The organism is Halomonas ventosae (assembly GCF_004361885.1).
GTDB classification, from domain to species: domain Bacteria; phylum Pseudomonadota; class Gammaproteobacteria; order Pseudomonadales; family Halomonadaceae; genus Halomonas; species Halomonas ventosae_C.
In genome coordinates, this window is the sequence record NZ_SNWH01000001.1 from 324,470 (window position 1) to 348,236 (window position 23,767).

27 protein-coding genes are annotated in these 23,767 nt (G+C 63.4%); 12 read left to right on the plus strand and 15 right to left on the minus strand.

What is annotated here, in order from left to right:
- Positions 1-50: 50 nt before the first annotated feature.
- Positions 51-779 carry a flagellar basal body P-ring formation chaperone FlgA gene (flgA, locus tag DFO68_RS01505; protein WP_133481344.1) on the minus strand — a complete coding sequence of 243 codons (729 nt, stop codon included), beginning with the start codon at positions 777-779 and terminating at the stop codon, positions 51-53.
- Positions 780-938: 159 nt separating this feature from the next.
- Here flgA and flgB point away from each other — a divergent pair, with 159 nt between their 5' ends.
- The 11 genes from flgB to flgL all read left to right on the plus strand — a co-directional run bounded on the left by flgB (position 939) and on the right by flgL (position 11,239).
- Entirely contained in the window at positions 939-1,349 is a 411-nt protein-coding gene (flgB, locus tag DFO68_RS01510) for a flagellar basal body rod protein FlgB (protein WP_133481346.1), read from the plus strand.
- A 15-nt stretch (positions 1,350-1,364) separates the two neighbouring features.
- The gene (gene flgC, locus DFO68_RS01515; RefSeq protein WP_133481348.1) at positions 1,365-1,769 is read left to right on the plus strand and encodes a flagellar basal body rod protein FlgC; all 405 of its coding nucleotides are present in this window, start codon (positions 1,365-1,367) and stop codon (positions 1,767-1,769) included.
- 4 nt (positions 1,770-1,773) lie between these two features.
- On the plus strand, positions 1,774-2,469 hold the full coding sequence (gene flgD / locus DFO68_RS01520) for a flagellar hook assembly protein FlgD (RefSeq protein ID WP_133481350.1): 696 nt from the start codon (positions 1,774-1,776) through the stop codon (positions 2,467-2,469).
- A gap of 53 nt (positions 2,470-2,522) precedes the next feature.
- Complete coding sequence (gene flgE, locus DFO68_RS01525; protein WP_133481352.1) at positions 2,523-3,737, plus strand: flagellar hook protein FlgE; 1,215 nt, start codon at positions 2,523-2,525, stop codon at positions 3,735-3,737.
- A gap of 22 nt (positions 3,738-3,759) precedes the next feature.
- A complete protein-coding gene (gene flgF, locus DFO68_RS01530) occupies positions 3,760-4,518 on the plus strand; it encodes a flagellar basal-body rod protein FlgF (RefSeq protein WP_133481354.1) in 759 nt (252 codons plus the stop codon).
- 41 nt (positions 4,519-4,559) lie between these two features.
- Positions 4,560-5,342, plus strand: a complete 783-nt coding sequence (flgG, locus tag DFO68_RS01535; protein ID WP_133481357.1) for a flagellar basal-body rod protein FlgG — start codon at positions 4,560-4,562, stop codon at positions 5,340-5,342.
- 89 nt (positions 5,343-5,431) lie between these two features.
- Positions 5,432-6,079, plus strand: a complete 648-nt coding sequence (locus tag DFO68_RS01540; RefSeq protein ID WP_373190427.1) for a flagellar basal body L-ring protein FlgH — start codon at positions 5,432-5,434, stop codon at positions 6,077-6,079.
- 55 nt (positions 6,080-6,134) lie between these two features.
- Entirely contained in the window at positions 6,135-7,214 is a 1,080-nt protein-coding gene (locus DFO68_RS01545) for a flagellar basal body P-ring protein FlgI (RefSeq protein WP_279512788.1), read from the plus strand.
- Between the two features lies 1 nt (position 7,215).
- Positions 7,216-8,262, plus strand: a complete 1,047-nt coding sequence (gene flgJ, locus DFO68_RS01550; RefSeq protein ID WP_133481363.1) for a flagellar assembly peptidoglycan hydrolase FlgJ — start codon at positions 7,216-7,218, stop codon at positions 8,260-8,262.
- An 89-nt stretch (positions 8,263-8,351) separates the two neighbouring features.
- Complete coding sequence (gene flgK / locus DFO68_RS01555; RefSeq protein WP_133481365.1) at positions 8,352-9,989, plus strand: flagellar hook-associated protein FlgK; 1,638 nt, start codon at positions 8,352-8,354, stop codon at positions 9,987-9,989.
- A gap of 17 nt (positions 9,990-10,006) precedes the next feature.
- Positions 10,007-11,239: a flagellar hook-associated protein FlgL gene (gene flgL / locus DFO68_RS01560; protein WP_133481367.1), complete on the plus strand. Its 1,233-nt coding sequence runs from the start codon at positions 10,007-10,009 to the stop codon at positions 11,237-11,239.
- A 174-nt stretch (positions 11,240-11,413) separates the two neighbouring features.
- On the opposite strand, the gene fliR is transcribed toward flgL, so the two are convergent.
- From fliR to fliF, 13 genes are all read right to left on the minus strand, one after another.
- A complete protein-coding gene (fliR, locus tag DFO68_RS01565; RefSeq protein WP_133481369.1) occupies positions 11,414-12,214 on the minus strand; it encodes a flagellar biosynthetic protein FliR in 801 nt (266 codons plus the stop codon).
- Positions 12,215-12,248: 34 nt separating this feature from the next.
- Positions 12,249-12,518 (minus strand): flagellar biosynthesis protein FliQ, encoded by a 270-nt coding sequence (gene fliQ / locus DFO68_RS01570; RefSeq protein WP_133481371.1) that lies wholly within the window; start codon positions 12,516-12,518, stop codon positions 12,249-12,251.
- Positions 12,519-12,585: 67 nt separating this feature from the next.
- Positions 12,586-13,320 (minus strand): flagellar type III secretion system pore protein FliP, encoded by a 735-nt coding sequence (fliP, locus tag DFO68_RS01575; protein WP_133481509.1) that lies wholly within the window; start codon positions 13,318-13,320, stop codon positions 12,586-12,588.
- Positions 13,321-13,340: 20 nt separating this feature from the next.
- Positions 13,341-13,781 carry a flagellar biosynthetic protein FliO gene (gene fliO / locus DFO68_RS01580; RefSeq protein WP_133481373.1) on the minus strand — a complete coding sequence of 147 codons (441 nt, stop codon included), beginning with the start codon at positions 13,779-13,781 and terminating at the stop codon, positions 13,341-13,343.
- A complete protein-coding gene (gene fliN, locus DFO68_RS01585) occupies positions 13,778-14,389 on the minus strand; it encodes a flagellar motor switch protein FliN (RefSeq protein ID WP_133481375.1) in 612 nt (203 codons plus the stop codon). Before fliN ends, fliO begins: the two co-directional genes overlap by 4 nt.
- On the minus strand, positions 14,382-15,425 hold the full coding sequence (gene fliM / locus DFO68_RS01590) for a flagellar motor switch protein FliM (RefSeq protein WP_133481377.1): 1,044 nt from the start codon (positions 15,423-15,425) through the stop codon (positions 14,382-14,384). The genes fliN and fliM overlap by 8 nt, the downstream gene beginning before the upstream one ends.
- Before the next feature lie 20 nt (positions 15,426-15,445).
- A complete protein-coding gene (gene fliL / locus DFO68_RS01595) occupies positions 15,446-15,937 on the minus strand; it encodes a flagellar basal body-associated protein FliL (protein ID WP_133481379.1) in 492 nt (163 codons plus the stop codon).
- A gap of 142 nt (positions 15,938-16,079) precedes the next feature.
- Complete coding sequence (locus DFO68_RS01600) at positions 16,080-17,471, minus strand: flagellar hook-length control protein FliK (protein ID WP_208107328.1); 1,392 nt, start codon at positions 17,469-17,471, stop codon at positions 16,080-16,082.
- Between the two features lie 26 nt (positions 17,472-17,497).
- Positions 17,498-17,962 carry a flagellar export protein FliJ gene (fliJ, locus tag DFO68_RS01605; RefSeq protein ID WP_133481381.1) on the minus strand — a complete coding sequence of 155 codons (465 nt, stop codon included), beginning with the start codon at positions 17,960-17,962 and terminating at the stop codon, positions 17,498-17,500.
- Positions 17,959-19,350 carry a flagellar protein export ATPase FliI gene (fliI, locus tag DFO68_RS01610; RefSeq protein ID WP_133481383.1) on the minus strand — a complete coding sequence of 464 codons (1,392 nt, stop codon included), beginning with the start codon at positions 19,348-19,350 and terminating at the stop codon, positions 17,959-17,961. The genes fliJ and fliI overlap by 4 nt, the downstream gene beginning before the upstream one ends.
- Positions 19,350-20,096 (minus strand): flagellar assembly protein FliH, encoded by a 747-nt coding sequence (locus DFO68_RS01615; protein ID WP_243726379.1) that lies wholly within the window; start codon positions 20,094-20,096, stop codon positions 19,350-19,352. Before DFO68_RS01615 ends, fliI begins: the two co-directional genes overlap by 1 nt.
- Before the next feature lie 16 nt (positions 20,097-20,112).
- Positions 20,113-21,120 carry a flagellar motor switch protein FliG gene (gene fliG / locus DFO68_RS01620; RefSeq protein WP_133481387.1) on the minus strand — a complete coding sequence of 336 codons (1,008 nt, stop codon included), beginning with the start codon at positions 21,118-21,120 and terminating at the stop codon, positions 20,113-20,115.
- Positions 21,113-22,855 carry a flagellar basal-body MS-ring/collar protein FliF gene (fliF, locus tag DFO68_RS01625; RefSeq protein ID WP_133481389.1) on the minus strand — a complete coding sequence of 581 codons (1,743 nt, stop codon included), beginning with the start codon at positions 22,853-22,855 and terminating at the stop codon, positions 21,113-21,115. The genes fliG and fliF overlap by 8 nt, the downstream gene beginning before the upstream one ends.
- Positions 22,856-23,116: 261 nt before the next feature.
- Between fliF and fliE the strand changes: the two genes are divergently transcribed.
- The gene (fliE, locus tag DFO68_RS01630) at positions 23,117-23,446 is read left to right on the plus strand and encodes a flagellar hook-basal body complex protein FliE (protein ID WP_133481392.1); all 330 of its coding nucleotides are present in this window, start codon (positions 23,117-23,119) and stop codon (positions 23,444-23,446) included.
- Here fliE and DFO68_RS01635 read toward each other — a convergent pair whose 3' ends face one another.
- Positions 23,447-23,671 carry a flagellar protein FlaG gene (locus DFO68_RS01635; protein WP_166637504.1) on the minus strand — a complete coding sequence of 75 codons (225 nt, stop codon included), beginning with the start codon at positions 23,669-23,671 and terminating at the stop codon, positions 23,447-23,449.
- Positions 23,672-23,767: the final 96 nt, after the last annotated feature.

Consider the following 23,767-nt stretch of genomic DNA (forward strand, 5'->3'; position numbering starts at 1 on the left):
AAAAACTTTAACGCACCTGTGCCACATCAGCGAGTGTGCTGCCGGTACGTTCAGAAGTCCACGGTTAGGCGCCCCTCGTCGATCACCCTGGCCTCGAGCAGCCGGCGGTCGGGAAGTCGTACGCGAATATTGTCCCCCTGGCCTCCCGATTCCAGCGCCTCGGCCTGGCGTGAAATCCGAAATCCCTGCCCACGTACCTCGATCAGCACACGCTGCCCCCGCTTGACCAGCTGGCGAGGGCGCAGATGATGGTCTTGCAGCGTGGTACCTGCCGCCAGTGGGCGGCTGGCCTGCTGGCCGACGGCCTGGCCCGGGTCGAGGACGGTGTGCTGGGGCAGGCGATCCAGGCTGCCCTGCTGCTCGGCAAGATGCTCTGGGCGGATGGTCTGGCCGACATCAACATCCTGCGCCATGACCACATAGCTGCCCATGATATGGATGTCAGCCTGCAGGTAGCGCACCTGACGCCCCTGGTCACCACAACGCACCCCCACGGAAACGCGCCCCATGAGGCGTGTAGAGGAGGCATGCGGCAGGAAGGGATCAGGCTGTTCACAGCTGGACAGACGGGCGCGGGGTGGATGAATCTCGATGACCACCTCATCGCCCGAGGCCGCGACATCGCCCGACGCCATGACCTGTTCATGCAGGAAGGCGTGGATGCTCTCAAGCATGGCGTCTGGTGCCGCCTGGCTCGGTGCCGCCAGCAGCAAGAAGGCCATCGCCAGCATGCAGGCTAGGTGCCGGGTCGGGCGCTGTGCCGGGAAGCGTGGTTGCATGTCGAGCTCAGTGAGAGAGGGGGGTGTGATGATTCTAGCGATTGCCTGGCCGGTGTAACCCATGAATTGGCTACCCGAATGACGACTATTCGAGCCTTTGTCCTGACAGCGGCTTGGCTATTCTTCATCATCACTGACCTTTGACGGGGAATCGCCGGAATGATCGATCGGCTCGAAGCCTCCTTGAACTTTCACCAGCAGGCGTTGGCGATGCGCCAGGAGCGCCAGAAGGTGCTGGCCAGCAACATCGCCAATGCCGATACGCCGGGCTACAAGGCTCGCGACATGGACTTTGCCAGCGAATTGCGTAAAGCCGTCCAGCCGGGCGGGACGGGCGAACCCCTGAGCCTGTCGATAACGTCTGTGCGCCATATTGCTGGCCAGGGAGCGCATCACACCTCTGGCGAGCTGCTGTACCGGGTGCCCGATCAGCCAAGTCTGGATGGTAACACCGTGGACATGGACCGCGAGCGCACCCAGTTTGCTGACAACTCGGTGCGCTATCAGTCGGCGTTGACGATTCTCAACAGTCGTATCCAGGGCCTCAAGAAGGCCATGCAGCCCGAATAACCCAGGAGTGAGCGCATGTCGATGTTCTCCATTTTCGATATCTCCGGCTCGGCGATGAGCGCCCAGTCTCAGCGAATGAATGTCACCGCCAGCAACCTGGCGAACGCCGACAGCGTGTCAGGCCCCGATGGGGAGGCCTATCGCGCCAAGCAGGTGATGTTCGAGAGTCGTGCATCGCGTGACGGCATCGGTGGCGTTGGCGTTCGCGAGGTAGTCGATGATCCCTCTCCCATGCGCATGGAGTATCGCCCGGGGCACCGGCTGGCGGATGAGCAAGGCTACGTGACCATGCCCAATGTCGATCCGGTGGGCGAGATGGTCAACATGATCTCGGCCTCGCGTTCCTACCAGGCCAACGTCGAGGTGATGAACACCAACAAGCAACTGATGCTTAAAACATTGACCCTGGGCGAGGGCTAACCACATGGCAACCACCATCGACAGTAGCGTGCTCAACAGCCTAAATGCCGGCGGAGCGTCGGCCAGCCAGGCCAAGCAGCAATCCGGTGACCTGCGCGACAACTTCATGACCCTCCTGGTGACCCAGCTCAAGAACCAGGACCCCCTCAACCCGATGGACAACAGCGAGACCACCTCGCAGCTGGCGCAGATCAACACCGTCAGCGGTATCGAGGAACTCAACCAGTCCCTCAAGGATATTACCGGTCAGATCAATGCCGGCCAGGCGCTACAGGCGTCGGGGCTGATCGGTCAGGGCGTACTGGTACCCGGCAACCGCGTTCTGCTCAACCATGCTGAAGGCGGTGAGGTGAACACCACGCCCTTCGGTATCGAGCTCGCTGCCCCTGCCGACAACGTCAAGGTCACCATCACCAACGGTGCCGGAGAAGTGGTCAACCGCTATGACGTCGGGGCGGTCTCGACCGGCGTGGAGTCCTTCCGTTGGGATGGGTTGACCAGTGACGGGCAAAAGGCCGCAGAAGGCGCCTACCAGGTCAGCATCGAGGCGACCCAAGGCGACAAGGCGATTGGCGTCGATACCCTCAACTACGCCAGGGTCAATGGCGTCACGCCGGTCGATGACAAGGGAGCCTTTGCGCTGGACCTGGGCGCCATTTATGGCCAGGTCGGCCTCGCCGACATCAAGCAGATTCTCTAGGGGCCGCCGCCTCGCTTTTAATAACTGAAAGTTGATCCGCAGGGGATAACGACATGGGTTTCTCACAAGCACTCAGCGGCCTCAACGCCGCCGCCTCCAGCCTGGATGTGCAGGGTAACAATATTGCCAACTCACAGACCGTGGGTTTCAAGAGCAGCAGTGTCCAGTTCGCCGACGTCTACGCCAACTCCAAGGTAGGTCTAGGAACCCGAGTGTCCAACGTGCTGCAGGACTTCAGCGAAGGTAATCTGGAGGCGACCAGCCGCAACCTGGATTTGGGCATCAGCGGCCAGGGGTTCTTCCGTTTCGAGCAGGCCGGCCAGGTGGTCTACTCGCGCAATGGTCAGCTGACCATGACCTCCGATGGCTACTTGCAGAATGCCCAGGGTGCGCGCCTCATGGGGTTTGGCGTCAATGCGGCGGGTGGGGTGCAGGGCGGCGGCCAGCCTGAAGTCCTGCGTGTGGCCTCCGACGAGATGCCGGCCAGCGCTACCACCCAGGTCAGTGCCACCCTCAATCTGGATTCCCGTGAAGTGGCCGGTGAAGGACTCGACAGCGTGGAACTGGAGGATGGGGCCGGCAATCTAGCTCAAGTCAGTTACCACTACGCCAATAATTTCACCCTCTACGATTCCCTGGGCAACCCGCACAACACCAGCGTGTATTATCAGAAGACAGCCAACAACAGCTGGGATGCCACCGTGGCGATCGATGGTGTCCTGGCCTCCGCCGGCCCAACGCCCCTTACATTCGATGCTAATGGTCAGCTCACCACTCCGGCCGCTCTTCAGGTTACCGATTTCGACCCTGATACCGGTGCTGCCCCCCTCAATGTCGACATGGATATCTCGAGCTTCTCGCAGTTCGGCAATAACTCCACCGCGTCAGAGCTGACCCAGAATGGCTACACCTCCGGCACCCTGGTGGGCATTGCCATCGAGAACGATGGCACCGTGGTGCGCAACTACAGCAACGAGCAGTCTCGTGCGGCTGGCCAGATTGTCATGGCCAACTTCCGCAATCCAGAGGGCTTGAATCCTGAAGGCGACAACGTCTGGGCAGCAACGGCCGCGTCGGGACAGGAGCTGGTCGGTCCTCCGGGAACCGGGCTGCTGGGGACCATTGAGTCAGGCGCGATCGAGACCTCCAACGTCGACATGGCACGCGAGCTGGTCAACATGATCGTCACCCAGCGCGCCTATCAGGCCAACTCCCAGACCATCAAGACCCAGGATGAGGTTCTGCAGACCGCCATCAACCTGCGCTGATCGCCTCGACGGAGACTGAGTCATGGATCGCATTCTCTACACCGCCATGAGCGGCGCGCGCCAGAGCATGGAGCAGCAGACGGTGGTCAGCCACAACCTCGCCAACCTCGACACCGCCGGCTTTCGCGCACAGCTGCATGCGATGCGCGCCGTGCCGGTGCAGGGCGATGGTCGCCTGCTGACCCGCGTCTCGGTGGCAGCCTCCACGCCGGGAGCGGACCTTTCGCCTGGCGTCATCAATCAGACCGGCCGTGCCCTGGACGTGGCCATCGACGGCGAAGGATGGCTGGCGGTTCAGGCCCAGGACGGCAGCGAGGCCTACACCCGTCGCGGGGATCTGCATGTCGATGGCAATGGCCTGCTGACCAGCGTGGGTCGCCCGGTGATTGGCGAAGGCGGTCCCATCCAGCTGCCGCTGAGGGCTCAGGTCTCGATCGGCGCCGATGGCACTATCAGCACCATCGGCGCCGGCGAAGATCCCGATGCCCTGGTGCCGGTGGGGCGCCTCAAGCTCGTCAATCCAGCGGCGGGCGCCCTGGCCCGAGGCGATGACGGGCTGTTCCGGCCCGATGCCGTTGACCAGGAGCAGCCAGCGGCCCTGCCGGCCGACGAGAACGTACGCCTGGTCAGCGCCGCACTGGAGGGCAGCAATGTCAGTGCCGTGGATACCATGGTGTCGATGATCGACGTGGCACGGCGCTACGAGATGCAGACCAAGGTCATCAGCACCGCCGATGAGAATGACCAGCGGGCCAACAGCCTGCTCTCCCTTCAGGGCTAAGCGCTTCCCGCGCCGCCACCGATGACTCCCAGGAGTGCGCCATGATCAAGTCACTGTGGACTGCCAAGACCGGCCTGGAATCGCAGCAGGTCAAGTTGGATGTGATCTCCAACAATCTGGCCAACGTCAGCACCAATGGCTTCAAGCAGTCGCGAGCGGTCTTCGAGGACCTGCTCTACCAGAACATGCGACAGCCCGGCGCCCAGAACAACATCCAGGACCGACTGCCCTCGGGCATGCAGGTGGGGACCGGCGTTCGTCCCGTGGCCACCGAGCGACTGCATACCCAGGGGGGGCTGGAGAACACCGGCAATTCCCGGGATCTGGCCATCAACGGCCATGGCTTCTTTCAGGTGCTGATGCCGGATGGTTCCACCGCCTATACTCGCGATGGCAGTTTTCAGCTCAATGAGAACGGTCAGATGGTCACCGCCAACGGCTATCCGCTCGAGCCTGCGATCATCATTCCCGACAATGCGCTGTCGGTGTCCATCGGGGAAGACGGCGTAGTCACGGTCACCGAGCCGGGCATCAATCAGGACAACCAGGTGGGCCAGATCACCCTGTCGACCTTCGTCAATCCGACCGGCCTCGAGAGCATGGGCGGCAATCTCTACGCCGAGACGACCTCTTCCGGGCCGCGTAACGAGTCCATGCCGGGGCTGAACGGTGCGGGGCGTCTTTTCCAGGGCTATGTCGAGACGTCCAACGTCAACGTGGTAGAAGAGATGGTGAGCATGATCCAGACCCAGCGGGCCTACGAGATCAACAGCAAGGCGGTGCAGACCAGCGACGAGATGCTGGCGCGACTGACCCAGTTATAACCCAGCAATCCAGGGAGGCAGCCGCAATGGTGGGCCTGGTAAATGCCGTGCGAGAGAGGCAAGAGGGTGGGGCGGGCTGGCGGCTGCTGATGATGGCTCTGGTGCTGCTGGTACTGGGAGGTTGTGCGCAGATTCCGCGGGCCTCGGTGGTCGGCGAGCAGGAGCGTATCGAGATTGCCAACCCCCCGGCGCCGCGCGCCAACGGCTCCATCTTTCAGGCCGAGCGTGCCTACTCTCCTCTCTTTGAAGATCGTCGACCGCGCATGGTGGGAGATATCCTGACGATCGTGCTGGATGAGGAAGTCAGTGCCAGCAAGAACAGCCAATCCAATGCCGATCGCAGCGGCGCATCGACTCTCGAGTTTGTCCAGCTACCGGATGCCCTGGATGGACTGGCCGATTACGGGTTCGACGTCTCTGGCAACAGCGACTTCAGCGGCGGCGGTGGCTCCGAGGCCAATAACTCCTTCACCGGCACGATTACCGTGTCGGTACTCGAGGTCATGCACAACGGCAACCTGCGGGTACGTGGCGAAAAGCAGATCGCTATCAATCAGGGTACCGAATTCATTCGCTTCTCGGGCGTCGTCAACCCGCGCACCATTACCGCCCAGAGCACCGTGCCCTCCACGTCGGTGGCTGATGCGCGTATCGAGTACGTCGGCGACGGTTATATCAATGAGGCGCAGCACATGGGCTGGCTGCAGCGTTTCTTCCTCAACGTCTCACCCTTCTAGGTGGTGCATCATGCGTGTTGATCGCTGGGGCTGGGCCCCCCTACTCCGGTTGGTGATGTTGGCCATGCTGGCACTGGCGAGCTTGCCGGCTCACGCCGAACGAATTCGTGAACTGGCGTCCTTCGCTGGCGTGCGCGACAACGTGCTGGTGGGCTATGGCCTGGTGGTCGGGCTGGATAACACCGGTGACCAGACTACCCAGGCACCCTTCACCGGTCAGAGCCTGTCCAATATGCTCTCCCAGCTGGGCATCAGCGTGCCGCCGGGGACCAACATGCAGTTGCGCAACGTGGCCGCGGTGATGGTGACGGCGGATCTGCCGCCATTCTCGCGGCCGGGTCAGCGCCTGGATGTCAACGTCTCCTCGGTGGGTAACGCGCGCAGCCTGCGCGGTGGCACGCTGTTGATGACTCCGCTCAAGGGTGCCGATGGCGATACCTATGCCATCGCTCAGGGGAACTTGCTGGTCGGTGGCGTCAGCGCACAGGGCGGTGGCAACAGCGTGCAGATCAACCAGCAGGCTGGCGGCCGCATTGCCGGAGGGGCCATGGTCGAACGCGGGGTGCCGCTCGAGCTGGGCGCCAATGGCGGACTTCTCGAACTCGAGCTCAAGCAGGCCGACTTCGGCACGGCGCAGCGGGTAGTGAGCGCGATCAATGCCGAGTTTGCGCGGCCGGTGGCAGCGGCTCGCAATGGGCGGGTGATCGCCCTGGATGGTCCGCAGAATGCTAATTCTCGCGTCAACTTCATGGCCCGTGTCGAGAACGTCCAGGTCACGCCCACCGAGGTTCCGGCTCGAGTGATACTCAATTCGCGCACCGGCTCCATCGTGCTTAACGGCAACGTCAGGCTTTACCAGGCTGCCGTGGCCCACGGCAGCCTCTCCATCGTCATCGATACCGATGTGGGCGTCAGCCAGCCCAACCCCTTCGCCAATGGCCAGACTGTGGTGGTCCGGGATACCGAGGTCAGCATCTCGCAGCAGCCCGGTACTCTCAAGATGGTGGAAGGGGCCGACTTGATGAATGTCGTGAATGCACTCAATTCGCTGGGAGCCACCCCCATGGATCTGATGTCGATCCTCGAGGCGCTCAAGGCCGCCGGGTCGTTGCGTGCCGAATTGGAGATCATTTGACATGAGTTTGGGCAGTAACATCGACGGTCAGTTCGCGCTGGACATGCAGGGTCTGCAACGGCTCAAGCATTCGGCCCGGCAGGATCCCGCCAGTGGCGCCGGGGAGGCCGCCAAGCAGTTCGAGGCCCTGTTCATCCAGATGATGATGAAGAGCATGCGAGAGGCCGTGCCTGCCTCAGGCCTGATCGACAGCAAGCAAACCGACTTCTACCAGTCGCTGCTGGATAAGCAGTGGTCACAGACCCTGGCGAATCGCGGTATCGGCCTGGCTGATACCTTGGTTGCTGAGTTGCAGGGGCGCGGCTTGGTGGCTTCTGCCAAAGACAGCAGCGGCGCTGACGTCGAGGCGCTGATCGCCGGCATTCCCCGCGGCACTCCCCGGGTGCTGAGGGATGCCATTCAACCCCAGGCAACGGCGGAGGAGCCGGTGGCGATGCCGGAGCAGTTCCTCGATGAGCTCATGGCGATCCCTACCGGCACTTCGCAAGCTGCAGCGTCCGGTGCTTCACCGAACCTTGCGCGTGGTGATCTGCCTGCGCATGTGCAGAATTTCCTTGACCGCCTGGAAGCGCCAGCCCAAGCCGCCAGCCAAGCCACCGGGGTACCGGCCGAGCTGATCCTGGCCCAGGCCGCCCTGGAAACCGGCTGGGGACGGCACGAAATTCCCACCCGTGACGGCGGCAACAGCCATAACCTGTTCGGCATCAAGGCAGGCAGTGCCTGGCAGGGCGATACCACAGAGATCACCACCCATGAAGTGATCGGTGGCCAGCGTCGGCGCATTCGTGATGACTTTAGGGTCTATGCTTCCTTCGAGGAGGCCTTTACCGACTATGCCAGGCTGATCACCGACAATCCCCGTTACGCCTCGGTAACCACCGCAAAGAGTGCAGCGCAGGCAGCCATGGCACTGCAGCAGAGCGGCTACGCCACCGATCCTGCCTATGCCGACAAGCTGATTGGCGTGATGAACAGCATGGGGCCGCTGAGCGAGGGAGCTGCCCTGGCACGCAACACCGCCACGCCCGGCTTCACGGCCTCGCTCTGACTTCGCTGTTGCCCGCTTTGAGCATTCAACCCTCAGGTTTTTCGCCGCTGTGCCGATAATTCACGTATCGGCTTGAGGAAAATAGCGCCATGAGCATCTTCTCCACAGGACTGAGTGGCCTCAACGCGGCACAGAATGCCCTGAGTACCACCAGCAACAACATCAGCAATGTCTACACGCCCGGCTACAACCGGGAAGTGACCCTCCTCGGCGAAAGCCGTGCCGACGGTGGCGTCGAGGTCAACGACATCCAGCGCCAGTTCAACCAGTATGTGGCCTCGCAGCTCAATGCCGCGACCAGCAAGTCCAGCGCGCTGGAGGCCTATCGCCAACAGGTGGACCAGATCGACAGTCTGCTGGCCGATCGCGATGCCGGCCTGGCCCCGCTGATGCAGAACTTCTTCTCCGCCCTGGAGGATCTGGCCAGCGCACCCGCGGACCCGGCGGCACGCCAAGGGGTTCTAGGCAGCGTCGACACCCTGAGCGCCCAGTTTCGTTCATTCGATGGGTACCTCCAGGACATGCAGGAAGGCATCAACGGCCAGATAGCCGACGAGGTCACTCAGATCAACAACACCACCGAGCAGCTCGCCGGCATCAACCGGGAGATCATCCTTGCTCGCGCACGAACCGGCGAGGCGCCCAACGGCTTGCTCAACCAGCGCGACCAGCTGGTTAACGCGCTGAGTGAACGCATGGACGTTCGACTCAACATCCAGGACGGCAAGACCTACAACGTCAGCTTGCCGAACGGCCAGCCACTGGTAGCTGGCACCAATCACTACAAGCTTCAGGCGATGGAATCGCCGGCCGACCCCCAGCGCAGCGTACTGGGTTACCGGGATTTTGCCGGCAACCTGGTGGCGCTGGAGGAAAACATCGTGACGGGCGGCACCCTCGGTGGCCTGATGGACTTCCGCGCCGAAACCCTCGACAAGACCCAGAATCAGATCGGCCAGCTGGCCGTTTCACTGGCGGTGGGCGTCAATGCCCAGCACAGGGAGGGGCTGGATCTAAATAGCGAGCCGGGGGAGGCGCTGTTTACCATCGGCGCCCCCCAGGCCTATTCCTACGACCGGAATAGCGGGAGTGCCGTGGCGTCGCCACGTTTCGATGAAGCGAACCTTGATGGTCTGCGCGCGAGCGACTACACGATCCGGGTGCTGGCCGATAATCCCAGTACTGCCGGCGGGTTCGAGGTGGTACGCAAGGACAGCGGTACAGCGGTCGAGGCGCTCTTCGCCAGCGATACCCTGAGCTTCGCCGGGGTGCAGGTCGACTTCCAGGGGCTGAGCAGCGCCAAGCAAGGCGACCGTTTCGAGATTCAGCCGGTAAGGCGGGCCGCGGCAGGGATCGAAAGCGCCATCCGCGATCTGGACAAGATTGCCGCCGCGAGTAACTCAGGCGGTTCCGGAAACAACGAGAACGCCCTGCGTCTGCAAGAGTTGCAGGAACAGTCACTGGTGGGCGGCAGCGCTTCCTTCAGCGGCGCCTACGGCGTCATGGTCAGTGATGTGGGTAACCGCACCAATATCGTTCAGGCCAACCTCGATGCCCAACAGGGCCTGACCGATCAGCTCAGGGCGGTACAGCAATCGGAATCCGGCGTGAACCTGGATGAGGAGGCCGCCAACCTGATCCGCTATCAGCAGTACTACCAGGCGAATGCCAAGGTCATCGAGACGGGCCAGACCGTCATCGACACCATTCTCGGCTTGCGCAACTGATTCCAGGAGATCCCTAGATGCGTATCAGCAGCGTCACCATGTTCGAGCAGAGCGTCTCCTCCATGAATCGCCAGCAGGGCGAGTTTCTCAAGGTCAGCCAGCAGATCGCCAGCGGCCGCCGGGTCGTCAATCCATCCGACGATCCCCAGGCGGCCTCGCGTGCGGTGGGGGTCGATCAGGCCAAGGCGGTCACTCAGCAGTATGCCGATTCCCGCGTCAGTGCGCGCAACTCGCTCGCCCAGACGGAAAGCGTGCTCAACAGCGTCAACGATGCCATCGCCAGCGCCAAGACGCTGCTGGTGCAGGCCGCAAGTGACACGCTCAGCGACCCTGATCGGCAGTCGGTCGCCGCCGAGCTGCGTGGCATCTATGAGACGGTGATCGGCCAGGCCAATGCCACCGATGGCAACGGTCGCTACCTGTTCGGTGGATACCAGGACAGCACCGAGCCTTTCATCAGAATGAATGACAAGGTTAAGTACGTGGGAGACGACAATACCCGCGAGCAGCGTATAGATGCCTCTCGGCTGATGAAGGTCAGCGATAATGGCAAGACCATCTTCCAGAGCGTGCCCAGCGGGGCCGGCTATGTGGCCACCGCGGATACCGGTAACGGTGGCAGCGTGACTTTCAAGGGACCGCAGATAGTCGATCAGGCAAGCGTCAAGCCCAATCAGGCCTACACCATCAGTTTCACCGGTGATGCCATCTCTGGGTACAAGTATGAGGTGCAGGATGGCGATGGCACCTCCTTCGCTCCCGCGCTCACAGGCGCATACGATCCCGATGGCAAGACGCCGGTTCGCATCCAGTTCGATGGCCTTGCCATGGAGCTCCAGGGCGAGCCCGCCAGCGGTGACGTTATCTCGGTCAATCCCGCCGATCAGGGCAATACTAACCTGTTCGCGACCTTCGAGAACGTTCTCGCGGTGCTCGAGGATCCGGCCCAGAATGCCACCGACAAGGCCGCATTGCGTAATACCCTGAACACCTCGATGCGCGAGCTCGATAACAGCCTGGATAACGTGTTGACCACCCGAGCCTCGGTGGGCGCACGTCTCAATGAACTCGATGTGGTCGATGCTGTGGGCAGCAATCGCATGCTCAACTACGAGCAGACCCTCTCCGATCTGGTCGACCTCGATTACGCCCAGGCGATTTCCGACTACAGCCTGCGCCAGGTGGGACTGCAGGCCGCGCAGAAGACTTTTGCCGACATGCGGGGCATGTCGCTGTTCAACTATCTTTGATCCCTGGCTCTAATCCCCGTCGCTGAGCCCCGTTTCTGAGCCCCGTGCATCTGAGCCCCGCGTAAGTATCCTGGATACCCTGGGTCTTGATGCCCGGTCCCCATGGGCGTTGGCTAGCGCCGCCGGGCATCTATCCTCTTGTCGCTGCGCTGGCTGTCCTGAGCGGGGCGGTTTTCAGCCCGCCATGGGCAGCGGCGCCATCGTCTCCAGCAGCTGTTGCAGGAAGCCCAACCCCTGGCTGAACAGCCGCTCCAGGAAGCTCCCCAGGTCGGTCATCAACACCATCAGCAGGATCAGGCCAACCGTCAGTGATGTCGGGAAACCGATGTTGAACACCGTGAGCTGCGGCGCCGCGCGGTTGAGGATGCCCAGCGACAGGTTGACGATCAGCAGGGAGGCGACCAGCGGCAGGGCCAGCAACAGGCCCGCCGTGTAAATGGTGCCGCCATAGCGGGCCAGCATGATGAAGGCGTCGGGATTGAAGCGGCCGATGCCGATCGGCAGTGTCTGGAAGCTGGTGACCAGTACCTCCAGTACCATCAGGTGGCCATTGAAAGCCAGGAACATCAGCAGCGTGATCATGTAGAGGATGCGTGACAGCACCACCATGTTGGTACCGCTCGAGGGGTCAAAGAAGGTGGCAAAGGCCAGGCCCATCTGCAGCCCGATGAAATCCCCCGATGCCTGGACCACGGTCAGCATCACTCTCACCGTAAGGCCGATGGCGGCACCGATCAGCAGTTGCTCGACCAGGATGCCCAGGCCTGCCCAGGAAACGATCGGCACCTCGGGCATGGGCGGCAGTATCGGGGCCACCACCACGGCCAAGGTGCCGCCCAGGGCCAGCTTGGTCTGGCGCGGTATGCTGGAATGCCCCCACAGCGGGGCGCTGAGCATCAGCGCCGTGATACGGGCGAAGGGCCACAGGAAGGCTACCAGCCAGCCGTGGAGCTGGTCGAAGGTGATGTTGACCATCAGCGCACCTGGCGCATCATGTCAGCACCCTGCGTCACCAGATCATCGCAGGAATGTTGCTGAACAGCTCGATGGTGAAGGTGGTGATGAGCTTGAGCAGCCAGGGCCCGGCCAGCACCAGGACCGCGAAGACGGCCAGTATCTTGGGGATGAATGACAACGTCATCTCGTTGATCTGGGTGGCCGCCTGAAACAGGCTAACCAGCAGGCCGGTGGCCAGCGCGGTGAGCAGCAGCGGACCGGCCAGCAGCAAGGTGACGCGCATGCCTTGATAGGCCATGTTCATTACCTCTTCCGGTGTCATGCGCGACTCCCGCTGAGTGGGTTCATCATGAGTGGGTTCATAATGAGTAGGTTCATAATGAGAGGGCTCATAAATAGAAGCTTTCCGCCAGCGAGCCGATGATCAGCTGCCAGCCATCCACCAACACGAACAGCATCAGCTTGAACGGCAGCGAGATGGTGATTGGCGGAACCATCATCATCCCCAGCGACATCAGCACGCTGGCCACCACCAGGTCGATGATCAGGAAGGGAATAAAGATGGTAAAGCCGATCTGGAAGGCGGTCTTCAGCTCGCTGGTGGCAAAGGAGGGCACCAGCACCCGCATCGGCACGTCTTCGGGCCCCTGCAGTTCGCCGATATCGGCCAGGCGGGCGAACATCGCCAGGTCGGGCTCTCGCGTCTGGGCCAGCATGAACTCCCGAAAAGGGCCCTGGGCCAGGCGCAGAAACTCGTCGAAGTTGATGTCGTCATTGGCGAGCGGAACCCACGCCACTTCATGCACCTCACCCAGCACCGGCGCCATGATGAACAGGGTCAGGAACAGGGCCAACCCCAGCAGCACCTGGTTGGGCGGGGTCGCCTGCGTGCCCATGGCTGTGCGCAGCAGGCTCAACACGATGATGATGCGTGTAAAGCAGGTCATCATCAGCAGCACGGCCGGCAGGAAGGCCAGCGAGCTGAGCAGCAACAGGGTCTGCAGCGATAGCGACCACTGCTGGCCGCCATTTTCCAGGGGGCGGCTGACGATGCCGGGAATCTGCTGCGCCAGCGCCGTTGCCGGCAAGATCAGCACTATCCCCAGGGCCAACGTCAGCAGCAGGCGCCTTGACGGGGTTGGCTTCACTGCTTCCCCCGCTGGCTGATCCCGACATTGTGACGCAGTGCCTTGGCGAAGCGCGCCGCGAAGGAGTCTCCCTCATCGAACCCCGGTCCGCCTGACGATTTCGTGGCGATCGGTTCTTCCGGGGCCGGCATCTCATGCAGCTTGTTGACCTGGCCAGCGCCGACGCCCAGCACCAGCCAGGTATGTTCCAGCTCGACGATCACCACGCGCTCCTTGGCGCCTACCGCGGTGCTGCCTACCACCCGAAGGTGGCGGCCAGGGCGTTGGTGGGGCAATCCCCAGCGGCGCAGGATGGCAGCGGCCACGAAGATGATAACTAGGATCAATCCCAGCGCCGCGGCGGTCTTGCCAAGCGTGGCCAAGCCGATCAGCGCCTCGCCGCCATTGACGGCGGCATCGAGGCCGGCCTGGGATTGTTCGGGCGTTGCCGCGCTCATCGGTTAAGCTTCTGGACCCGCTCGGAGGGAGTAATGATCTCGGTGATACGGATTCCGTACTTGTCCTCGACGACCACGACTTCACCCTGGGCGATCAGGTAACCGTTGATCAGGATATCCATGGGCTCCCCCGCCAGCCCATCCAGTTCGATCACCGAGCCCTGGGCAAGCTCCAGTAGCTGCTTGATGGTCAGCTTGGTCCGGCCCAGTTCCACGGTGAGCTTGACCGGGATATCCATGATCATTTCCAGGTCGCGCCCCTGGGCCAGCGCCTGGCTGCCTTCTAGCGGGCGAAACACGCTACTGCCCGCGGATTCGGCGGCCTGTGTAGAGGAAGGCGGCGAAGAGGAGGGCGGCTCGGCCTGCTGCGCCCGTTCGGCGGATTCCGCGGCCCCCTGCTCGGCCATCGCCTCCGCCCAGGGGTCGTCATCGTCGGCAGCGCTGTCGCTCTGCGGCGTCGAGTCGGCGGAATCCGCGGCTGCCTGCTCGGCCATCGCCTCCGCCCAGGGGTCGTCATCGTCGGCAGGGCTATCGTCCTGCTGTGCGGACATGGCAGCGGCCCGATCGTCGTCACTGATGTCTTGATCGGGCTTGTTGGGATCAGTCATGGTGAGATTCCTTGGATTGCGGCCTGGAGCCCTTGATGAAGGCGTCGGCCGGCGCATGGTCGGCGGCGTGGTCGAAGATACGCAGCACGCGTAGTGCTCGCTGTTCATGCTGGCTGCCGTATTCACACTCCATGACCGGTACGCCATCCACGCTGGCCGTCACCGTCTCGGGAAGCTCCATGGGCAACACATCGCCTGCCTTCAAGGCCATCACCTGGGCGATGCGGCTTGCGATTTGGGTAAAGTTGGCCACCAGCTCGACCTCGGAGTGGCGTATTTCGCTGGCGATGCGCTTCGTCCAGGTGCCATCCTGATCCTGGCTGCCATCGTTGAGCGGGTTGGTTAGCAGGTCGCGCAGCGGCTCGATCATGGCGTAGGGCATGCAGATCTGGAAATTGCTGGCCAGATTGCCCACCTCGAGATTGAAGTTGGTATTGACCACGATCTCGTTGGGGGAGTTGGTGATGTTGGCAAACTTCGATTGCATCTCCGAGCGCAGGAAACTGAGCTCGAGCGGGTAGACGGACTTCCACGACTCGCTGTAGGCATCGATGGCCAGCTGCAGCAGACGCTGGATGATGCGGTGTTCGGTGTTGGTGAATTCCCGGCCCTCGGACTTGGTCACGAAGCGACCATCGCCGCCGAATAGGTTGTCCACCACCATGAACACCAGGCTGGGAGGGAACACGATAAGGGCCGAGCCACGCAACGGTTTCATGGCGATAATGTTGATATTGGTGGGTACCGGCACGTTGCGGGAGAACTCGCTGTAACTCTGGTAACGCACCGAATCCACGGTGATGTCGGCGCTGCGGCGAAGCAGGTTGAACAGCCCCATGCGAAAGTGACGGGCAAAGCGCTCATTGATGATGTCCAGGGCATGCAGGCGTTCACGGATGATGCGGTGCTGTGAGGCAGGATCGTAAGGGCGCACGCGTGCCTTAGCGGTGCTCTTGGTGTCCGGCTCATCATCACCGCTCACGCCCTTGAGTAGAGCGTCGATCTCTTCCTGGGACAGCAGGTCGTCTTGGGACATGGCGTCTTGGCTACCCCCGCCTATTGCACAATGAACTCGGTGAACAGCACGTCATTAATGGTCACTTCCGGCTGGTCCTCCGACATCGGCGCCTCGAGGGCGGCAATCACCTGGTCGGCCAGGCGCCGCTTGCCCCCCGGTGAGGTCAGTTCGCTGGCCTGCTTGCCAGAAAACAGCATCAGCAGGCGGCTGCGCACCTCCGGCATGTGTTGCTCGAGAATCACCTGACTCTTCTCGTCACCCAGTTTCAGGGATAGGCCGGTGTAGAGCAGGCGGGGGCCGTATTTATCATCAGCCAGGTTGACGGTGAACGGCTTGATCGGCATGAAGATCGGCGCCTGGGGCTCAGCGGTCGCCTGTGGGCTTGAGGTTGACGCCGAGGCCGACTCGTTCTCGCCGTCGGGCTGCGTGAACACCATGTAAAACCCCACCGCAGCCGCCGATGATGACAGGATCAGCAGCCCTATCATTAACCACAAGAGCTTGCGGGAGCCGCCACTGGATTTTGCCATTGTCTTTCCTATGTTGTTGCCGTGTAGCCGTCACTGACGACGCAGTATGCGTGTCGCGTCAGGCTCACGATGACCCGAACAGGTCTGTCGATTGTGTCCATCTCAGCGGATTGACCCCTTGCCGGGGCAAAACGCCTCGGGCTCACGCATAGAGATCCACGCGGCCCTCCATCTTCCGTTCCCCTGCCATTGTGCCGACGCTCTCCGCAGGTAGGCCGTCGTCACCCTCGCCGAGCCCCGCGGCCAGCACGCTGCCTGGGCGTTGCGGGGCGGCCTCGCCATCGCCGTTACCGCCACGCTGCTCGCCAACCGAGGTCTCGCCCAGGCTGATGCCCTGTTCGGCGAGGGCTTCGCGCAATTGCGGGATCGCCTGCTCCAGCACTTGTCGGACGCTGGCATGGGCGGAGATAAACTGCGCCTGTGCCCCGTGGTCGCTCATCTTCAGCGACACCGACAAGGGGCCGAGTTCTGCCGGATGCAGCTGCAGCTCGACGCGCTGCTCGCCACCGCGCTGGCTCAGGCGTACCAGTTGCTGGCCGAGTTGCTGCGGCCAGGCAGGGCTTGTGACCGGCGCCGGAATGCTGGCGGGGTTGCCGGGAGGTGTGGCATTGGGTGTGGCACTGGGCATGGCGCTGGATGTGGCATTGGAAACCCCCTGGCCCTGGCTCGCCAACTCGACACCGCCGCCGGGAGCGGGAAGATCACCACTTGCGGCCAGCGGGGCATTTTGGGGAGCAACCACCGAGCGCTGCGTAAGCGCGTCGATCGAGACAGCGGTGGCGCGGCTCGCGGTTTCCACCGCCGGCGCACCCCCGGCAGCCGGGTCGAGTTGCCCCGCGACTGGCTGGCGAGGTGACGTGCGTGCCAGCGCATCAGCCGCGATCGCCTGACGCAGGGTAAGCGAGCCAAGCTCCTGGCTGGCTGCACCGCCCTGAGCGACCAGCGGCACGTCATCGCGCTGATCGGTGTCGACGCGGCTAGCCTGCTCGATCAGGGCGAGGCGTTCCTGCACGGCATCCCAGGCATCGCCCGTCGACCGTTCGGTGTCATCCTGCCGAGCCATAAGGGCGGCGTTGACCTCTGCCTCTTTCCCCGAGCCGGCCAGCACCTTAGCGCCGTCGCCCTCTGCCAGGCCGGCCGCGGCGGTATCCACCGCTGGCATTCCCGGGGTCGCCGGGCTCAGGGCGAGGCCCGATAGCTGATCCGCCCCCGGGGGGGGTTGCAGGACCTTGCTAGCCTGCGCGGATGCGGCGCTCGGCACAGTATTTTGGCCCGCCCGATGGCGGACCTGGCCACCGGGTTGCTCAGCCGCGTTGCGGGCTGTGCCCAGCGGCTGAGACGGCGACCCGCCAGGCCGGCTGGTTGCCTCGACGGCGTCGCGGGGCGCTTCGTCGCTGCGGCCCTGATGAACCTTGGCCGCCTCGGCCAGGTTGCGGGCAAAGTCGCCTGGTGTGTCCTGACCCTTGGCGGCGCCGGTGCTGGCGCCGGGTGTGGCGCGGCCACCGGTGGCATTGACGAACAACTGGATATCCATCGACAGTCTCCTTGCTGGTGGCTGGGTCAGCGCTGCCCGTGGGGCGAGCGCTGGCGCACCAGGCGGTTGTTGACCAGGTCGTCACTGACGTGCTGTTCCCGGCGCTGTTCATCGCGTCGCCTGGCCTGGTTCCGGCGTTCGGCCAGGGTATCGTAGGACGACAGGCGCTGCTGCTGCTGCTGCCAGTGCTGGCGAGTCTGCTCGACTCGCTGCTGCTGGGCGGCTACTGCCTGTCGGGCACGCTCCAGGGCGTCATCTAGCGAGGCGAGAAATTGCTGGTAGTTACGCATGCTGGCCGGATCAATGCCATCGCGCATGGCCGCGTTGAGTTTTTCCGCGTACTCCTGGCGATAGCGAACCAGCGACGCCAGTTGCTGGCTGACCTGGCTGCTGGTGCGTTGCTCGCTGGCAAGGTTTTGTCCCGCCTGATCCCGGGCCTCCCGGGCGAGTTCGACGAGGGTCTCGAGGGCAGAAGAGGGGGTGCGGCTCATGGCGTGTCTCCCAGAACATGACTCAGCGCCTGGCGGGCGTTTTCCACGCTACTGTTCTCCTCGATGCGCTGCTGCAGGAAGCCCTCGAGCTGAGGGTGGCGGCGTACCGCCTCATCCAGCTGAGGGTCGTGGCCCGGGTGGTAGGCGCCGACACTGATCAGATCGTGATTGCGCTGATAGCGTGAGAAGAGGCTCTTGAACTGCTGGGCATGGCGTAACTGCTTGTCATCGACGATGGCGGTCATCGCCCGGCTGATGGAGGCCTCGATGTCGATGGCCGGATAGTGGCCGGCCTCCGCCAGGGTGCGAGAGAGCACGATGTGGCCATCGAGGATGGCGCGTGCCGAATCGGCGATGGGGTCCTGCTGGTCATCACCCTCGGTGAGCACGGTATAGAAGGCGGTGATGGAGCCGCCGCCGCGGTGGGCATTGCCGGCTCGCTCGACCAGGTTGGGCAACTTGGCGAAGACCGAGGGAGGATAGCCTTTGGTTGCCGGTGGCTCGCCCACAGCCAGGGCGATCTCACGCTGAGCCATCGCGAAGCGGGTCAAGGAATCCATGATCAACAGCACGTTACGCCCTTCATCACGAAAGCCCTCGGCCAACCGTGTGGCATAGGACGCGCCCTGCAGGCGCTGCAGGGGCGAGGTGTCGGCCGGAGCGGCGACCACCACGGCGCGCCGAAGCCCCTCGTCGCCGAGGATGTTATCGATGAAGTCCTGAACCTCGCGCCCGCGTTCGCCGATCAGGCCCACCACGATCACATCCGCGCGGGTGTAGCGCGCCATCATGCCGAGAAGCACCGACTTGCCCACGCCGGAGCCGGCGAACAGGCCCATGCGCTGGCCGCGTCCGACGCTGAGCAAGGCATTGATGGCGCGAATGCCCACGTCGATCTGCTCCTCGATGGGCGCGCGTGACAGCGGGTTCAGCGGTGGCGTGGCCAGCGCCGCGCGTGGCACGTCAGTGAGCGGCCCCTTCCCATCGAGTGGCGTACCGTTGCCGTCGACGACACGGCCCAGCAGCGCCTCGCCGAGCGGGAAGCGGCGGGCGCTGTTACTTGGCTCATCGGCCAGCGGCAAGACCCTGGCGCCTGGCATCAGGCCGGTAATCTCGGCCAGCGGCATCAGATACAGCCTGTCGCCGGCAAAGCCCACCACCTCGGCCTCGGCAAAGCGTGGCGCATCCTGACGGCTTGTCGGCAGCTCGATCCGGCAGGCATTGCCCAGCGCTACCTGCAAGCCCACCACCTCGATGACCAGACCGGTGGCACGCACCACTCGGCCGCTGGTGCGGTACAGCGGCAGAGGCTTCACGCGGGCGCTCATGCCGCGCAGGGCGCGTTGCCAGTGGGCCAGGTGAGGGTTGCTGGATAATGTCTCAGACATCAGCGCTCTTCCTCGGGTGACGATGGCGGGGCCGAGCGGCGATGGCGAATCTGCGCCCTCACGGCCTGCCAGCGGCTCTCCCAGGTGGCATCGAGCTCGCCATTGGCATTGGTCACCCGGCAGCCGCCCCGGCTGATCAGGTCATCCGGCTGCAGTTTCCAGCCGGCCGCCGAGAGTTCGTCGCCCAGCGACTTCTCGACCAGCTTGTGGTCCGACGGGTGCAGCCAGAGGCGTTGCTGGCCGATCAGCGGGGGTTCGCTATGCAGCAGCGCGCGCACCAGTTCCAGGACCTGGCGCGGCCTGGCCTTGAGCGCTTCACCGGCGAGCTGGTGGCCGGTAACCAGGGCCAGCTCGACCAGCTCCTCGGCGATGGTGTCGTCGAGCTGTTGCAGGGCATCGCTGAAGGCGCTGGCCAGGGAGGCGATGGGCTCCAGGGTGTCGGCAAGACGCGCCTCCATCTCCTCCTTCGCCTGCCGGCGTCCTTGCTCGAGTCCCTTGGCCAGTCCCTCGGCATGGCCCTGTTCGCGACCCACCTTGAGGCCTTCTTCATGGGCCTCGCGCCGCACCTTATCGCGCAGCGTCTGCAGTTCGGCCTCACGCCTGATAGCTTGGCGCTGCTTGTCGTCCCTGGGCTTGTCGTCCCCGGGCTTGGGCGTGCCAGCCCGGCCCTCGGGTGGCGAGCCACGGCGCGGGCTCTGCAGTTCTCCCATCTGCCAGCGGCGCCAGGGCATCGGGTCGTCGGTCATGCTCGATTCCCCCCGTTCAGACATAGGTGTCGTCTCCACCGCTCAGCACGATCTCATCGTTATCGGCAAGGCGACGCACCACCTGCAAGATGGCTTTCTGTTCGGCTTCGACCTGAGTAAGCCGAATCGGCCCGCGGGCCTCCATGTCTTCGCGCATCAGGTCGGCGGCACGCTGGGACATGTTGCGCATGAACTTGTCCATGAGGGCTTCCGGCGCCCCCTTGAGCGCCACCACCAGCGAGTTGGTATCGATCTCCTTGAGGATGAGCTGGATGCTGCGGTCATCCAGGTCGATGAGGTTCTCGAACAGGAACATCTCGTCGATGATCTTCTGGGCCAAATCTTCGCTGTGCGAGCGCACCGTCTCGATGGCCGCCTCTTCCTGGTTGGAGTTCATCAGGTTGAGGATCTCGGCGGCGGTGCGCACGCCGCCCATCTTGCTGCGCTTGAGATTCTGGCCGTCCAGCATGTTAGTGAGTACTTCAGTGAGCTCCTGCAGGGCGGCGGGTTGCACGCCACTGAACGTCGCGATGCGCAGCACCACATCGTTGCGCAGCTTCTCGTCGAACAGTGCCATCACGTCCGCCGCCTGATGGCGCTCCAGGTGGATCAGGATCGTGGCGATGATCTGCGGATGCTCGTCGCGGATCAGTTCCGCCACCATCGAGGCTTCCATCAGGTTCAGGGTATCGATGCCTGAGCCGGTGCCGCTGGTTTCCAGTACGTCCTCGATCAGGCTGGAGGCGCGATCGCTGCCCAGGGCCTTGGTCAGCACCGAGCGAATATGCTCGCTGGAGTTCAGATTGAGGGCGATGAACTCCTCGGTCTCGTCATGGAAAGCTTGCAGCACCTGACGCATGTCGTCGTGGGAGACCTGTTCCAGGCGCGCCATCTCCATGCTGATCTGCTGGATCTCGTTGGGCGAGAGGTACTTGAACACCTCGGCCGCACTATCCTCGTCGAGTGCCAGCAGCAGGATGGCGCTGCGCCGCGCACCACTGATCTCTTTATTAAGATTAGTCATGCTGGTTCATCCAGCCGCGAACGATCATCGCCACCATGCGGGGATCCTCCTTGGCCATCTCGCGAAGGTCATTGAGATTGTCCTCGTAGCCAGAGGCCTTGCGCTTGTGTCGCGGCTTGCCATAGGGGGATTCATCCTGCTTTCCAACGGCGGATTCGGGCTCTTTGTCATCCTCGCCGACCTTAACCTGGAAGGTTGAAGCGTTCGCGCTGGGCTGCGGTGCCTGGCTGGCGCGCCTGACCAGCGGGCGCAGGATCAACAGGTAGAGCAGCAGGACCGCCAGAGCCACCAGCAGATAACGGCCCAGGGTCAAGGCCAGCTGCTGGAGATCGGGCTGTTGCCACCAGGGCAGAGGCTCGATCTTAGGCGTTGTGCGAGTGAAGGGGCTGTTGACCACAGCGATCTCATCGCCACGGGCCTGGGAAAAGCCCATGGCCTGACGAACCAGCTGCTCGATCTGGTTGATCTCCACCTCGCTGAGCGGGGTCGGCTGCATGACGCCCTGATCGTCCGCGACCGGGCGGTAGTTGACGACCACCGCCGCCGAGAGGCGCTCCACCTGGCCACGACGGTGCTCGACATGCGAGATGCTGCGATCGACCTCATAGTTGACCACCTCGTCGCGGTTGATACTGCGCATCGCGGCGTTGTTGTCAGCGTTCGCCTGATCGGCCGCGGTATTGGTGTTGGCTCCTGCGTTATTGGCATTGGCTCCCGGGTCGGGCGGGTTCTCCACCGGTGATGGCGCACTACCGGGGGGCGTATTGCTCAGGGCCCCGGGAATGCCGCCGGCAAGGTCGTCGGCACTCCGATAATCGACGCTGTTCTGACGGCTGCGCACGGCGGCCGCATTGGGCGGCTGGTTGGGGCCGTAGCGCTCCGAGGTCTCCTCGCGGCGGGAGAAGTCCACCTGAGCGGTGACCTGGGCCTTGACGTTCTGGCCACCCAGCAGGGGGGTCAGGATGGATTCGATGCGCCGCTGATAGGAGCGTTCCACCTCGGCGATATAGTCCAGCTGCGTGCCATCCAGCCCCAGGCCATTGGCCTCGGGCGAGGTCAGCAGTCGGCCATTCTGGTCGACCACGGTAACCGCCTCGGCGGCAAGCTCGGGCACGCTGCTGGCGACCATGTGGACGATGGCATTGACCTGACCCTCGCCGAGCGTGCGTCCGGGATGCAGGCTCAGCACCACCGAGGCCTTGGCCGGCTCCCGGTTGCGCACGAAGACCGAATCCTTGGCCAGCGCCAGGTGAACCCGGGCCCGGTTGACCGGCCCCAGCGACTCCATGGAGCGTGACAGTTCGCCCTCCAGGCCGCGCTGGTAGTTGATCTGCTCGGCGAACTGGCTGATGCCAAAAGCCTGGTTCTCCATCAGTTCGAAGCCGACGTTGCCGCCGCGCGGCAGGCCCTGTTCGGCCAGTTGCAGACGCAGCGTATGCACCTGGTCGGCGGGCACCAACAGCGCCTGGCCGCCCTCGCTGAAACGGTAGGGAATGCCGCGGGTGTCGAGCTCGTTGATGATGCTGCCGCCATCCGCCTCGCTAAGGTTGCTGTACAGCACACGGTAGTCGGGGCTGCTGGCCCACATCAGTAGGGCGACGATCACGGCGATCGAGGCAGCGCCGGCGATCAACAGGGCTACCAGCGGATTGCCGCGTAGCTGCTCCTTGAAACGCGCCAAGCCCGCAGAGCCTTGGCCGGGCTGATGCTCGGTGGCGGTCGCGCCACTGCTCATGCGGGCCTCCAGACGCGGCAGCTGCCATGAGCGAGGTTCATGCTGGAAGAGGGCATCGCGTGCTGTCCATCCGTCGCGGTTGGCCGCCGTGGAGAGGCGGCACTCTGATGCAGGCATTATCCGCGGCTGCGATCACCCCAAAGGTCAGAAAAGCCGGGTTTTTAGGGGGCATTTGAGCGCTTGGCCGTCACGCTCGGGCTGCTAGGCTGCCTATCCTGTTCTCCTTTCCCTGTTCTGTCCCTATTGGCGAAGGTGGTTGTGATGAGCGCTCCCGCGATCGAGTCAGTCCTCTCCCAGATGCAGTCATTGTCCCGCCAGGCGGCGTCCCCGCCATCCAGTGGCCAGCGGATCGATACCCAGGTGGGGACAGGCGGCTTCACTGGCGAGCTGCAGTCTGCCATTCATCGCATCAACGAGCTCAAGCTCGATGCCGACGCCAAGGCCCAGGCCTTTCAGGCCGGCACCCCTGGCGTGGCGCTCAACGACGTGATGGTCGACATGCAGAAGGCCAGTATCGCCACCGAGATGGGGATTCAGGTGCGCAATCGCCTGGTCACGGCCTACAAGGACGTCATGAACATGCAGGTGTGATCACACCTGCTGTTGGATCAGCCGCCCTGTCAGCTCCTCCAGCCGCTCTGTCACCCGCAGCATCTCCACGGCGGGGACCTGGCAAATCACCTCGCCGCTGTCACGGTCCACGATCCGGGGAAGTCGTTGAGGGCGGCGTTCGAAATGCGCGCCCTCCTGCCCCTGCATCGACAGCAGCCGCTGGTAGGTGTGGGCGACCGTGGCCTCGCGGGTGGTGGTGATCACTATGGCGGGCTTCCACGCCCATCGTGGCCGGGTTGCATCGCATTGCCATCGGAATGTCATGAAGGGCCGGTATAAGTTTGCTCATGCTGGCCATTG

Bases quoted from the DNA above. Each gene is read 5' to 3' on its own strand.
- flgG (WP_133481357.1), top strand. From the start codon at position 4,560: ATGATCAAGTCACTGTGGACTGCCAAGACCGGCCTGGAATCGCAGCAG.
- fliM (WP_133481377.1), bottom strand. From the start codon at position 15,425: ATGTCCCAAGACGACCTGCTGTCCCAGGAAGAGATCGACGCTCTACTC.
- fliJ (WP_133481381.1), bottom strand. From the start codon at position 17,962: ATGAGCCGCACCCCCTCTTCTGCCCTCGAGACCCTCGTCGAACTCGCC.
- flgC (WP_133481348.1), top strand. From the start codon at position 1,365: ATGTCGATGTTCTCCATTTTCGATATCTCCGGCTCGGCGATGAGCGCC.
- fliR (WP_133481369.1), bottom strand. From the start codon at position 12,214: ATGGTCAACATCACCTTCGACCAGCTCCACGGCTGGCTGGTAGCCTTC.
- flgK (WP_133481365.1), top strand. From the start codon at position 8,352: ATGAGCATCTTCTCCACAGGACTGAGTGGCCTCAACGCGGCACAGAAT.
- DFO68_RS01540 (WP_373190427.1), top strand. From the start codon at position 5,432: ATGATGGCTCTGGTGCTGCTGGTACTGGGAGGTTGTGCGCAGATTCCG.
- DFO68_RS01545 (WP_279512788.1), top strand. From the start codon at position 6,135: ATGTTGGCCATGCTGGCACTGGCGAGCTTGCCGGCTCACGCCGAACGA.
- flgD (WP_133481350.1), top strand. From the start codon at position 1,774: ATGGCAACCACCATCGACAGTAGCGTGCTCAACAGCCTAAATGCCGGC.
- fliN (WP_133481375.1), bottom strand. From the start codon at position 14,389: ATGACTGATCCCAACAAGCCCGATCAAGACATCAGTGACGACGATCGG.
- fliI (WP_133481383.1), bottom strand. From the start codon at position 19,350: ATGTCTGAGACATTATCCAGCAACCCTCACCTGGCCCACTGGCAACGC.
- fliG (WP_133481387.1), bottom strand. From the start codon at position 21,120: ATGACTAATCTTAATAAAGAGATCAGTGGTGCGCGGCGCAGCGCCATC.
- fliL (WP_133481379.1), bottom strand. From the start codon at position 15,937: ATGGCAAAATCCAGTGGCGGCTCCCGCAAGCTCTTGTGGTTAATGATA.
- fliE (WP_133481392.1), top strand. From the start codon at position 23,117: ATGAGCGCTCCCGCGATCGAGTCAGTCCTCTCCCAGATGCAGTCATTG.
- flgB (WP_133481346.1), top strand. From the start codon at position 939: ATGATCGATCGGCTCGAAGCCTCCTTGAACTTTCACCAGCAGGCGTTG.
- flgJ (WP_133481363.1), top strand. From the start codon at position 7,216: ATGAGTTTGGGCAGTAACATCGACGGTCAGTTCGCGCTGGACATGCAG.
- flgE (WP_133481352.1), top strand. From the start codon at position 2,523: ATGGGTTTCTCACAAGCACTCAGCGGCCTCAACGCCGCCGCCTCCAGC.
- fliO (WP_133481373.1), bottom strand. From the start codon at position 13,781: ATGAGCGCGGCAACGCCCGAACAATCCCAGGCCGGCCTCGATGCCGCC.
- flgA (WP_133481344.1), bottom strand. From the start codon at position 779: ATGCAACCACGCTTCCCGGCACAGCGCCCGACCCGGCACCTAGCCTGC.
- flgL (WP_133481367.1), top strand. From the start codon at position 10,007: ATGCGTATCAGCAGCGTCACCATGTTCGAGCAGAGCGTCTCCTCCATG.
- flgF (WP_133481354.1), top strand. From the start codon at position 3,760: ATGGATCGCATTCTCTACACCGCCATGAGCGGCGCGCGCCAGAGCATG.
- DFO68_RS01615 (WP_243726379.1), bottom strand. From the start codon at position 20,096: ATGACCGACGACCCGATGCCCTGGCGCCGCTGGCAGATGGGAGAACTG.
- DFO68_RS01600 (WP_208107328.1), bottom strand. From the start codon at position 17,471: ATGGATATCCAGTTGTTCGTCAATGCCACCGGTGGCCGCGCCACACCC.
- fliQ (WP_133481371.1), bottom strand. From the start codon at position 12,518: ATGACACCGGAAGAGGTAATGAACATGGCCTATCAAGGCATGCGCGTC.
- fliF (WP_133481389.1), bottom strand. From the start codon at position 22,855: ATGAGCAGTGGCGCGACCGCCACCGAGCATCAGCCCGGCCAAGGCTCT.